The 11213-nt window shown below is 60.4% G+C and carries 8 protein-coding genes, 2 tRNA genes and 2 pseudogenes; 7 read left to right on the top strand and 5 right to left on the bottom strand.

All coding sequences use genetic code 11. The features are described from left to right. Nucleotides 1-40 precede the first annotated feature (40 nt). Together GSM73_RS28135 and GSM73_RS28140 are read left to right on the top strand one after the other, a co-directional pair. Nucleotides 41-634: pseudogene (locus GSM73_RS28135) on the top strand (cache domain-containing protein); the annotation flags it as partial. Between the two features lie 312 nt (nt 635-946). Continuing rightward, a pseudogene (locus GSM73_RS28140) lies at nt 947-1540 on the top strand (methyl-accepting chemotaxis protein); the annotation flags it as partial. A 269-nt stretch (nt 1541-1809) separates the two neighbouring features. Here GSM73_RS28140 and yegQ read toward each other — a convergent pair. After that, nucleotides 1810-3135 (bottom strand): tRNA 5-hydroxyuridine modification protein YegQ, encoded by a 1326-nt coding sequence (gene yegQ / locus GSM73_RS00205; protein WP_076386590.1) that lies wholly within the window; start codon nt 3133-3135, stop codon nt 1810-1812. Nucleotides 3136-3281: 146 nt separating this feature from the next. On the opposite strand from yegQ, the gene GSM73_RS00210 reads away from it, so the two are divergent. Beyond that, complete coding sequence (locus GSM73_RS00210) at nt 3282-4343, top strand: AI-2E family transporter (RefSeq protein WP_047229261.1); 1062 nt, start codon at nt 3282-3284, stop codon at nt 4341-4343. Here GSM73_RS00210 and GSM73_RS00215 read toward each other — a convergent pair. The 3 genes from GSM73_RS00215 to GSM73_RS00225 all read right to left on the bottom strand — a co-directional run bounded on the left by GSM73_RS00215 (nt 4340) and on the right by GSM73_RS00225 (nt 5126). Next, the gene (locus GSM73_RS00215; RefSeq protein WP_047229260.1) at nt 4340-4522 is read right to left on the bottom strand and encodes a hypothetical protein; all 183 of its coding nucleotides are present in this window, start codon (nt 4520-4522) and stop codon (nt 4340-4342) included. The two genes, GSM73_RS00210 and GSM73_RS00215, sit on opposite strands and share 4 nt — an antisense overlap. Nucleotides 4523-4610: 88 nt before the next feature. Beyond that, nucleotides 4611-4805, bottom strand: a complete 195-nt coding sequence (locus GSM73_RS00220) for a hypothetical protein (protein ID WP_047229259.1) — start codon at nt 4803-4805, stop codon at nt 4611-4613. A gap of 245 nt (nt 4806-5050) precedes the next feature. Further along, nucleotides 5051-5126 (bottom strand) — tRNA-Asn (locus tag GSM73_RS00225). Between the two features lie 234 nt (nt 5127-5360). Between GSM73_RS00225 and GSM73_RS00230 the strand changes: the two genes are divergently transcribed. Then, a complete protein-coding gene (locus GSM73_RS00230; protein WP_047229257.1) occupies nt 5361-5588 on the top strand; it encodes a hypothetical protein in 228 nt (75 codons plus the stop codon). A 108-nt stretch (nt 5589-5696) separates the two neighbouring features. Here the strand turns inward: GSM73_RS00230 and GSM73_RS00235 are convergent, their stop codons facing one another. Beyond that, nucleotides 5697-6893 carry an amino acid aminotransferase gene (locus GSM73_RS00235; protein ID WP_107322238.1) on the bottom strand — a complete coding sequence of 399 codons (1197 nt, stop codon included), beginning with the start codon at nt 6891-6893 and terminating at the stop codon, nt 5697-5699. 332 nt (nt 6894-7225) lie between these two features. Here GSM73_RS00235 and uvrB point away from each other — a divergent pair, with 332 nt between their 5' ends. The 3 genes from uvrB (at nt 7226) to GSM73_RS00250 (ending at nt 11176) form a co-directional block, all read left to right on the top strand. Next, complete coding sequence (uvrB, locus tag GSM73_RS00240; RefSeq protein ID WP_076383911.1) at nt 7226-9241, top strand: excinuclease ABC subunit UvrB; 2016 nt, start codon at nt 7226-7228, stop codon at nt 9239-9241. 231 nt (nt 9242-9472) lie between these two features. Next, nucleotides 9473-10954 carry a glutamate--tRNA ligase gene (gene gltX, locus GSM73_RS00245; RefSeq protein ID WP_076383912.1) on the top strand — a complete coding sequence of 494 codons (1482 nt, stop codon included), beginning with the start codon at nt 9473-9475 and terminating at the stop codon, nt 10952-10954. A gap of 146 nt (nt 10955-11100) precedes the next feature. Continuing rightward, a tRNA-Ala gene (locus GSM73_RS00250) sits at nt 11101-11176 on the top strand. Nucleotides 11177-11213 lie beyond the last annotated feature (37 nt).

Here is an 11213-nt window from a genome sequence, read left to right on the forward strand (position 1 = left end):
GCTCAGTGACGCCAAGGCCACCCTGCAGAATTACGTCGCGGTGGGGCTTACTGCCATCAAGCCGTTGTACGACGCGTCGGCGCCCGGGGATAACGCCGCGCGGGCCGAGGCTATCAAGCTGCTGTCGAACGTCACCTACGGCAAGGACGGCTATTTCTTCGGTTACGACTCCGAAACTGTTCGTCTCTTCAAGGCCAACAGCCCCGACGGTGTGGGCAAAACCTTCAAGGACAACCGCGATCCCAACGGTGTCTATGTCAACCGTGACCTGGTGAAAGTCGCCAAGGACGGGACACACTATCTGGAATACAGCTCGCCACTGCCAAACAGCAAAGAACTGGTGCCAAAGCTCGGCTACACCGACTACTTGCCCAAGTGGGACATGGCGGTCGGCAGCTCGGTCAACCTGGACGGCATTGAAGCTCAGGTAGCACTGGTTGAGGCCAAGGTTCAAGAACGTCTGCAAGGCGTTCTGCTGAGCATCGTGGGTATTGCTGTGGTGGTATTGCTGGTGATTGCGGTGGTGGGCATGTTGCTGGCCAATGCCATCCTGCGGCCGCTGCACCTGATGAAAGACAACCTCGATGACATCGCGGCGGGCGAGGGCGACCTGACTCGCCGCCTGGCGATCACCAGCCAGGACGAACTCGGCCAACTGGCCGGCTCGTTCAACCGTTTTGTCGACAAGATCCACGGTCTGGTACGGCAGATCACCGAAATGACCTCGCAGCTGACTGGGCTGGTGGCGCAGGTTTCCGAGCAGGCACAGCGCTCCGAGCAGGCCATGGAGCGTCAGCGTCACGAAACCGACCAAGTCGCAACGGCGATCAACGAGATGTCTTCGGCCGCCCAGGAAGTGGCTCGCAGTGCCCAGGGTGCAGCCGTCGCGGCCCAGCAGACCGACGAAGAAGGCCAGTCCGCCAAGCGTGTGGTGGCCGGCAGCATCCAGCAGATTCATGCACTGGTGAACGATATTCGCAGCAGCGGCTTGTCCCTGGACAGTTTGCAACAGGACGTGGCTTCGATTGTCAGCGTGTTGGGGGTGATTCGCTCGATCGCCGAGCAGACCAACCTGTTGGCGCTGAACGCCGCCATTGAGGCCGCTCGCGCCGGGGAAGCGGGCCGCGGTTTTGCCGTGGTGGCTGATGAAGTACGGGCCCTGGCCAGTCGGACCCAGCAAAGTACCCAGGAAATCCAGGGCATGATTGATCGCTTGCAGTCGGGCACCCACGCGGCGGTAGAAGCGATGCGCCGCTCCAGCGAAGCGGGCGATGGCACGTCGGTGCAGGCCAACGAGGCCGGGGCGTCCCTGGACACCATGGCGCAGTTGATCGGCACCATCAATTCGATGAACGCCCAGATCGCCAGCGCTGCTGAAGAACAGACCGCCGTGGCCGAGGAAATCAACCGCAGCGTGCACCAGATCGCCGTGGCGGTGGACAGCGTCGCCGACGAAACTCAACTCGGTGCCCAGACCTCCCGCAGCTTGGCCGATCTGGGCCAACGCCTGGGCAAACTGGTGGGGCAGTTCCGCATCTGAGTCGTGCAGCAGGAGCTGCCGAAGGCTGCGATCTTTCGTGCTCGATCCGGATGTTTCGCCTGGGCAACCGGGCCCTATCGGGAAAGGAGGATCGCAGCCTTCGGCAGTTCTTGCCGGGCGAAGGCAAACACGACCTTGTGGGAGCGAGCCTGCTCGCGATGGCGGTAGATCAGTCAATGACGATGTTGACTGTGAAGGCGCTATCGCGAGCAGGCTCGCTCCCACAATTGTTTGGCGGTGTCTGCATGATTGGGGAGGCCGTGCAGGCGCTACGCTTCTCGCACATCGCGCATCAACAACCCAAACCGCAAATCCACCGCATCCGGAATCGGCACGTACACCACATGCCCGTCTCCCGGTGCCACGTCGATGCCCTGGCCGTTGACGTTCTGCAGTTGATGCAGGTCGAAGTGAAAGTTGCCCTTGGGGGTCATCAATTCCATGTGATCGCCCAGGCCAAAGCGGTTCTTGACCCGGACTTCGGCCAGACGCTCGCGCCGCTGGCCGGTCAATTCACCGACGAACTGCTGGCGCTCCGACACTGAGCTGCCGTTCTGATAGTTCTGGTACTCATCATGAACATGCCGGCGTAGAAAACCCTCGGTGTAGCCGCGCTGGGCCAGGGATTCGAGATCGGTCATCAGGCTGCGGTCAAACTCCCGGCCGGCCACGGCGTCGTCGATCGCCCGGCGATAGACCTGGGTGGTGCGTGCGCAATAAAAGTGCGACTTGGTCCGGCCTTCGATCTTCAAGGAATGCACGCCCATGCGGGCAAGCCGCTCCACGTGTTGCACGGCCCGCAGATCCTTGGCGTTCATGATGTAGGTGCCGTGCTCATCCTCGAAGGCCGGCATCGATTCCTCCGGGCGGTTCGCTTCCTGAAGCAGGAACACCTGGTCGGTGGGCGCGCCGAGGCCCAGGGTCGGTTCGGCTGGCCAGGTCTGCACGATATCGCCCACCGCGTTTTCCTGCGCCGGTTGCGCCGAATATTTCCAGCGACAGGCGTTGGTGCAACTGCCCTGGTTGGCGTCGCGCCGGTTCAGGTAGCCCGACAGCAGGCAACGTCCGGAATAGGCCATGCACAGCGCCCCGTGAACGAACACTTCCAGTTCCATGGCCGGCACCTGCTCACGGATTTCGGCGATCTCCTCCAAGGACAGCTCCCGGGACAGGATGATGCGGCTCAAGCCCTGCTGTTGCCAGAACTCGACGCTGGCCCAGTTCACGGTGTTGGCCTGCACCGACAGATGAATCGGCATCTGCGGGAAATGCCGGCGCACCAGCATGATCAAGCCGGGGTCGGACATGATCAGCGCGTCCGGTGCCATGGCAATCACAGGCTCCAGGTCTTTGAGGAAGGTCCGCAGCTTGGCGTTGTGGGGCGCGATGTTCACCACCACATAGAAGCGCTTGCCCATGGCCTGGGCCTCGCCAATGCCCAAGGCCAGGTTGGCGTGGTCGAACTCGTTGTTACGCACACGCAGGCTGTAGCGCGGCTGACCGGCATACACCGCGTCGGCGCCGTAGGCGAAGGCATAACGCATGTTTTTCAGGGTGCCGGCGGGGGCGAGCAGTTCGGGGGCAACGAAGGGCATGGTGGCGTCGGATCGCAAAAAGCGCCGAGAGTACGCCACGACGGGTACTGTGCAATTGATCTGGATCAACACCGGATGCAAAGGGAAAGGCACTCCGGCGAATCCTGGCTGACTAACGTTTATCGCGCCAAGGATATGGAAAAGAAATGAACCGAAAGACCCTGCAAGACAAGTCCCAGATGCTGATGTTGATTCTGGTCACCATCGCTTTCATCTGGATCCTCCTGCCGTTTTATGGCGCCGTGTTCTGGGCAGTAATCCTAGGGATCGTCTTTGCCCCGATGCAGCGCCGTCTGCAACTGAAACTCGGCTGGCAGCGCAACCTCACTTCGCTGCTTACATTGAGTATTTGCGTGGTGATCGCGATCTTGCCGGTGATCGTCATCAGTACGTTGCTGGTCCAGGAAGGGGCGGCGTTGTACAAGAGCCTGGAAAGCGGAGAGTTGGACATTGCCGATTACCTGGCCCGCTTCCGGGATGCCTTGCCGCCTTACTTCCAGAACCTGCTCGACCGTTTTGGCCTGGGTAACCTGAACGGGCTGCGAGAGCGGATCGTCAAAGGCGCGATGCAAGGCAGCCAATTCTTCGCCACCCAGGCGTTCAGCTTCGGCCAGGGCACGTTTCAGTTCCTGGTGAGCTTCTTCGTCATGATTTATCTGTTGTTCTTTTTCCTGCGTGACGGCCCTGAGCTGGTGCGCAAGGTCCGTACCGCCGTTCCCCTGGCGGAGTACCAGAAACGTCGCCTGCAGTTGAAGTTCAACCGTGTGGTGCGAGCGACCGTGAAGGGAAACCTGCTGGTGGCCATCACCCAAGGGGCGTTGGGTGGGCTGATTTTCTGGATCCTGGGGATTCCCACGGTATTGCTCTGGGCGGTGCTGATGGCCTTTCTGTCGCTGTTGCCGGCGGTGGGCGCGGGCCTGGTCTGGGCGCCGGTGGCAGTGTATTTCCTGCTCTCCGGGGCCATCTGGCAGGGCGTGGTATTGACCCTGTTCGGGATATTCGTCATTGGCCTGGTGGACAATTTCCTGCGCCCCATCCTGGTGGGCAAGGATACGAAGATGCCCGACTACATGGTCCTGGTCTCGACCTTGGGCGGGCTGGCGGTGTTCGGGCTGAACGGATTTGTGATCGGCCCGCTGATCGCCGCGCTGTTCATGTCGTGTTGGGCGCTGTTCGTCGAAAGCAAGCCGCGGGTGCGGTTGCCCTAGGCGGTCAGCAGATAAGGGCCGATGCGTTGTGACAGGGCTTGGGCGGCGGGCAGAGAAGTCAGCGGACCGCTGATGGTGACGCCGTCCTGCACCAGATACCAGCAGGCCAACAGACCACGCTCCCTGAGCGGGGCGGGCACGGCGCTGCCAATGACAGACATGATTTGAACCTTGGGCATGGGAACCTCCATCAATCGATGGAGTTACCTTACGACTCAGCAGGGGGGAGGAAAAATCAACCGCTTCAATAGTAGGAATCGATGCTGCTCAATCGACGACCAGATCGAGCATGTGCACCACTTCCTGCTCGTTGAGCAAGCCCTTGCGCACCAGGTGTTGCGTCAGCAGCGAAAGGAATTTGGCGCTGCGGTGGCCTTCCAGGTGCTTGAGTTCAGTCAGCGCGGTGTACACCTTGCTGGAGGTACACAGATCATTGTTGCGGTGCGGGTGTTGCGTGGGCATGTCTTCGTCCTTGTTGTTATGGAGATGTTTGTTGGCGGACAACGCCAGTTTGCGACGTCCTCATGACGTGCACGTGACGGTCGGGCCTGGCAAATTCAAGCAGGATTCAGACCATGATGCCTGTTCGGGCCTGACTGATTGTTCCGCCAGCGACATCGGCAAGCCTTTTCAATCAATCAGCCCTTTCTTTCGCCCACAAAAAAGCCCCTGAATCTTTCGATTCAGGGGCTTGATTTGCTGCTGTCTGGCTCCACGACCTGGACTCGAACCAGGGACCCAGTGATTAACAGTCACTTGCTCTACCAACTGAGCTATCGCGGAATGACGCGTATGTTACTGATTGGAAAAGAGAAGTCAAGCTTCTCTTGCCGGCCGGCACATTCCTCAGGTCCGTTGGCGATTAATCGGCGATTGGCGGTTACCGCAACGGCAGGAGAGGGCTACCATGGTCCCCCGGAAGTGGCTGAACGCGCTACCGGCCATTCGCCAAACAAAGGTTTGCGCCATGAATCATCTGTTACCGCTTCACACAGGCAACCACACTGAGGTGCGCCTATGAGTACCGCCCAGATCAGCTTGCCCAAGGGCGTGGGACCGCACGCGGAGAAACTCTACGATGCCATCACCCAGGCCAGCACCGCTGACGAACTGAACCGTGCCGGTGGCAAGGCCGAGGGTTTTGTCCTGGGGCTGGAAAGCACCAAGGCCATCAAGAGTCAGATTGCCGAGTCGTTGTATGTGATCTACGACGATGCCGCGAGTCAGCGGGCGACGGAGCTGTAATTTCGACGAGTTGCTTTTGTGGCGAGGGAGCAAGCTCCCTCGCCACGGGGTCAGCGTGAACGCAAAAAAAGGGAAGCCTTGGCTTCCCTTTTTTCATCCCGGCGACCTTCAGATCACCTGAACAATCGCCTTGGTCACTGCATCGATGTTGTTCTGGTTCAGCGCGGCCACGCAGATGCGGCCGGTGTCCAGGGCATAGATGCCGAACTCGTTGCGCAGGCGCGTCACCTGTTCAACGGTCAGGCCGGAGTAGGAAAACATCCCGCGCTGGCGTGCGACGAAGCTGAAATCCCGCTGCGGAGCGGCTTTAGCCAGCATATCCACCATCTGGTTGCGCATGCCGCGAATCCGCAGACGCATTTCGGCCAGTTCCGCTTCCCATTGGGCCCGCAGTTCCGGGCTGTTGAGCACGGCTGCGACAATACTGGCGCCGTGGGTCGGCGGGTTGGAGTAGTTGGTGCGGATCACACGCTTGACCTGGGACAGTACCCGGGCACTTTCCTCTTTCGATTCGCTGACGATCGACAGGGCGCCAACGCGCTCGCCGTACAGCGAGAACGATTTGGAGAACGAGCTGGACGCAAAGAAAGTCAGGCCCGACTCGGCGAACAGGCGCACGGCGGCGGCGTCTTCGTCGATACCGTCGCCAAAGCCCTGATAAGCCATGTCCAAAAATGGAACGTGGTTCTTGGCCTTGACCACGTCCAGTACGTTTTTCCAGTCTTGCGGGCTCAGGTCCACGCCGGTGGGGTTATGGCAGCAGGCGTGCAGCACGACGATCGAGCGGTCGGGCAGGGCGTTGAGGTCTTCCAGCAGGCCGCTGCGGTTCACGTCATGGGTGGCGGCGTCGTAGTAGCGGTAGTTCTGCACCGGGAAACCGGCGGTTTCGAACAGCGCGCGGTGGTTTTCCCAGCTTGGATCGCTGATGGCCACGACGGCGTCAGGCAGCAGTTGCTTGAGGAAGTCGGCGCCGATCTTCAGTGCGCCAGTGCCGCCCACGGCCTGGGTGGTGATGACGCGGCCGGAGGCGATCAACGGCGAGTCCTTGCCGAACAGCAGGGTCTGGACCGCCTGGTCGTAGGCGGCAATGCCGTCGATCGGCAGGTAACCACGGGAAACGTGTTGGGCCACGCGGATCGTCTCGGCTTCGACAACGGCGCGCAGAAGTGGAATGCGCCCCTCCTCGTTGCAGTAAACACCCACGCCCAAGTTGACCTTATTGGTACGGGTGTCGGCGTTGAATGCTTCGTTGAGGCCCAGGATGGGGTCGCGTGGTGCCAATTCGACAGCGGAAAACAGGCTCATTATTGCGCGGCTCTGAATGGAGTGTGAGGGGACGTGTAGCGCTCCAGCCGAATGCACTAGAGCGGTGCACAAACGGGGAGCTAGTATAGAGGCCATCACCGGGCGCGGCGACAGGCGATTCGGTTTTTAAGGTAAGTATTTTCGTTTTTTTTCGACCGTTAGTCCCCTGGCGGCGTCAAAGACTTCAAGGCGTGTAGGACGTTCGTCTTGAAAGCGAAGGCATTCACCTCCACATTGTACGCATCCCAGTTTTTTCCTCGGGCGACATCAGTCGTTTCGGTCTTTCTCGTTCCTGTTGGCTGGCCGACAGGGGTGAACCCAGAGGTTATGTTATGTCTGAATTCCAGCTAGTCACCCGATTCCAGCCCGCCGGCGACCAGCCGGAAGCCATTCGCCTGATGGTCGAAGGTATCGAGGCCGGACTGGCGCACCAGACGCTGCTCGGTGTGACAGGCTCGGGCAAGACTTTCAGCATCGCCAACGTGATTGCCCAGGTGCAGCGCCCGACCCTGGTGCTGGCACCGAACAAGACCCTGGCGGCGCAGCTGTATGGCGAGTTCAAGGCGTTTTTCCCCAATAACGCGGTGGAGTACTTCGTCTCCTATTACGACTACTACCAACCCGAAGCCTACGTACCGTCTTCGGACACCTTCATCGAGAAGGATGCTTCGATCAACGATCACATCGAACAGATGCGGCTCTCGGCTACCAAGGCATTGCTCGAACGCAAGGACGCGATCATCGTCACCACGGTGTCGTGCATCTATGGTCTGGGTAGCCCGGAAACGTACCTGAAGATGGTCTTGCACGTTGATCGCGGCGACAAGCTCGACCAGCGAGCCTTGCTGCGTCGCCTGGCGGACCTGCAGTACACCCGCAACGACATGGATTTCGCCCGGGCAACGTTCCGGGTCCGTGGCGACGTGATCGACATCTACCCGGCGGAATCGGACCTGGAGGCGATCCGCATCGAGCTGTTCGATGACGAAGTGGAGAGTCTTTCGGCGTTCGATCCGCTGACCGGCGAGGTGATCCGCAAGCTGCCGCGCTTCACCTTCTACCCCAAGAGCCACTACGTTACGCCCCGGGAAACCCTGCTGGGCGCTATCGAGGGGATCAAGGTTGAATTGCAGGAGCGCCTGGAATACTTGCGGTCGAACAACAAACTGGTGGAAGCCCAGCGGCTGGAGCAGCGGACCCGATTCGACCTGGAGATGATCCTGGAGCTGGGTTACTGCAACGGCATCGAAAACTACTCGCGCTACCTGTCGGGTCGCCCGGCGGGCGCGCCACCGCCTACGTTGTATGACTATCTGCCGGCCGATGCCTTGCTGGTGATCGACGAATCCCACGTCAGCGTGCCCCAGGTCGGCGCCATGTACAAAGGCGACCGGTCCCGCAAGGAAACCCTGGTGGAATACGGCTTCCGTCTGCCTTCGGCTTTGGATAACCGGCCGATGCGTTTTGACGAATGGGAAAGTGTGAGTCCGCAGACGATTTTCGTCTCCGCCACCCCCGGCAACTACGAGGCCGAGCATGCCGGCCGGGTGGTCGAGCAGGTGGTGCGACCCACCGGGCTGGTCGATCCGCAGGTTGAAGTGCGCCCGGCGCTGACTCAGGTCGATGATCTGCTCTCGGAAATCTCCAAGCGTGTGGCGGTGGAGGAGCGGGTGCTGGTCACCACGCTGACCAAGCGCATGGCCGAAGACCTGACTGATTATCTGGCCGACCACGGTGTGCGGGTGCGCTACCTGCACTCGGACATCGACACGGTGGAGCGGGTCGAGATCATCCGCGACCTGCGCCTGGGTACGTTCGACGTGTTGGTGGGGATCAACCTGCTGCGCGAAGGCCTGGACATGCCGGAGGTGTCACTGGTGGCGATCCTGGACGCCGACAAGGAAGGTTTCCTGCGCTCCGAGCGTTCGTTGATCCAGACCATCGGTCGGGCGGCGCGTAACCTCAACGGCCGGGCGATTCTTTATGCCGATCGCATCACCGGTTCCATGGAACGGGCTATCGGCGAGACCGAGCGTCGTCGCGATAAACAGATTGCCTTCAACCTGGCCAACGGCATCACGCCGAAAGGGGTGTTCAAGGACGTCGCCGACATCATGGAAGGCGCCACTGTGCCCGGCTCGCGCAGCAAGAAGCGCAAGGGCATGGCCAAGGCCGCCGAAGAGAGCGCCCGTTACGAAGCCGAACTGCGCTCGCCGAGCGAAATCAGCAAACGTATCCGTCAGTTGGAAGAAAAAATGTACCAGCTGGCCCGGGACCTGGAGTTCGAAGCGGCTGCGCAGTTGCGTGACGAGATTGGCAAGCTGCGCGAGCGGTTGCTGACTGTCTGAGGTTGTGTGGCCACGGTAATGGCCTTATCGCGAGCAGGCTCGCCCCCACAATGGACCGCGTCCAGTCTGGACAACTTGGTTCTCTGTGGGAGCGAGCCTGCTCGCGATTGAAGGTGCCTCGGTCTGACAGGTGCCACACAAATCCCCCTCTCACTGGAGCCCGCCCACCATCGCCTGTTACCATTCGCCCCCTGTTTCATCTTCGCTTTTATATTCTTTCCGAGACATGCCATGACCACCGTCCGCACCCGCATCGCGCCTTCGCCCACTGGCGATCCCCATGTCGGCACCGCTTACATCGCTTTGTTCAACTATTGCTTTGCCAAGCAGCACGGCGGTGAGTTCATCCTGCGGATCGAGGACACCGACCAGCTGCGTTCGACCCGCGAGTCCGAACAGCAGATCTTCGACGCCCTGCGCTGGCTGGGCATCGACTGGAGCGAAGGTCCGGACGTTGGCGGCCCGCACGGTCCTTACCGCCAGAGCGAGCGCGGTGACATCTATCAGCAGTACTGTCAGCAACTGGTAGACATGGGGCACGCCTTCCCGTGCTTCTGTACCGCCGAAGAGCTGGACCAGATGCGCGCCGAGCAGATCGCTCGCGGCGAAACCCCGCGCTACGACGGCCGGGCACTGCTGCTGTCCAAGGAAGAAGTCGCCCGCCGACTGGCCGCCGGCGAGCCCCATGTGATCCGCATGAAGGTGCCGAGCGAAGGCGTCTGCGTGGTGCCGGACATGCTGCGCGGCGATGTCGAGATCCCGTGGGATCGCATGGACATGCAAGTGCTGATGAAGACCGACGGCCTGCCGACGTATTTCCTGGCGAACGTGGTCGACGATCACCTGATGGGCATCACCCACGTCCTGCGCGGTGAAGAGTGGCTGCCGTCGGCGCCGAAACTGATCCTGCTCTACGAATACTTCGGCTGGGAACAACCGCAGCTGTGCTACATGCCACTGCTGCGTAACCCGGACAAGAGCAAGCTGTCCAAGCGCAAGAACCCGACGTCGGTGACCTTCTACGAGCGCATGGGCTTCATGCCTGAGGCGATGCTCAACTACCTGGGGCGCATGGGCTGGTCGATGCCGGACGAGCGCGAGAAGTTCTCGCTGCAGGAAATGGTCGAGCATTTCGACCTGTCGCGGGTGTCGCTGGGTGGTCCGATCTTCGATGTCGAGAAACTCTCCTGGCTCAACGGTCAGTGGTTGCGTGACCTGCCGGTGGAGGAGTTTGCTGCGCGTGTACAGAAGTGGGCATTCAACCCTGAGTACATGATGAAAATCGCTCCCCATGTGCAGGGCAGGGTGGAGACGTTCAGCCAGATCGCACCCCTGGCCGGCTTCTTCTTTGCCGGCGGCGTGACCCCGGATGCGAAGCTGTTCGAGTCCAAGAAACTTTCCGGTGATCAGGTGCGCCAATTGATGCAACTGATCCTGTGGAAGCTCGAAAGTCTGCGTCAGTGGGAAAAGGACAGCATCACCGCGACCATCCAGGCCGTGGTCGAATCGCTGGAGCTGAAACTGCGTGATGCCATGCCGCTGATGTTCGCCGCCATTACTGGCCAGGCCAGCTCGGTGTCGGTGCTCGATGCCATGGAGATCCTTGGCCCGGACCTGACCCGTTTCCGTCTGCGCCAGGCCATCGATCTGCTCGGTGGTGTGTCGAAGAAGGAGAACAAGGAGTGGGAAAAACTGCTGGGCGCGATTGCCTGAGTGCTCGATGAGGCAGGACATACCCCGGTTTTCCGGGGTTTGTCGGTAAGTGATTGTTATCCCGGCAAAAAACTTTCAAATTTGTTAAAAATAAATTTGACAGCCCTCGGATACGCCCTTAAGATTCGCCCCGTCCTCAGCGATGAGGGGCTATAGCTCAGCTGGGAGAGCGCTTGCATGGCATGCAAGAGGTCGACGGTTCGATCCCGTCTAGCTCCACCAATTACAGGTTCAAGGTTTGGCCACACCGGCCTTGAAT

The organism is Pseudomonas sp. PICF6 (assembly GCF_009831705.1).
GTDB lineage: Bacteria > Pseudomonadota > Gammaproteobacteria > Pseudomonadales > Pseudomonadaceae > Aquipseudomonas > Aquipseudomonas rhizophila.

Coding starts and splice junctions, on each gene's coding strand:
- yegQ (WP_076386590.1), bottom strand. CDS start 3,135: ATGCCCTTCGTTGCCCCCGAACTGCTCGCCCCCGCCGGCACCCTGAAA.
- GSM73_RS00210 (WP_047229261.1), top strand. CDS start 3,282: ATGAACCGAAAGACCCTGCAAGACAAGTCCCAGATGCTGATGTTGATT.
- GSM73_RS00215 (WP_047229260.1), bottom strand. CDS start 4,522: ATGCCCAAGGTTCAAATCATGTCTGTCATTGGCAGCGCCGTGCCCGCC.
- GSM73_RS00220 (WP_047229259.1), bottom strand. CDS start 4,805: ATGCCCACGCAACACCCGCACCGCAACAATGATCTGTGTACCTCCAGC.
- GSM73_RS00230 (WP_047229257.1), top strand. CDS start 5,361: ATGAGTACCGCCCAGATCAGCTTGCCCAAGGGCGTGGGACCGCACGCG.
- GSM73_RS00235 (WP_107322238.1), bottom strand. CDS start 6,893: ATGAGCCTGTTTTCCGCTGTCGAATTGGCACCACGCGACCCCATCCTG.
- uvrB (WP_076383911.1), top strand. CDS start 7,226: ATGTCTGAATTCCAGCTAGTCACCCGATTCCAGCCCGCCGGCGACCAG.
- gltX (WP_076383912.1), top strand. CDS start 9,473: ATGACCACCGTCCGCACCCGCATCGCGCCTTCGCCCACTGGCGATCCC.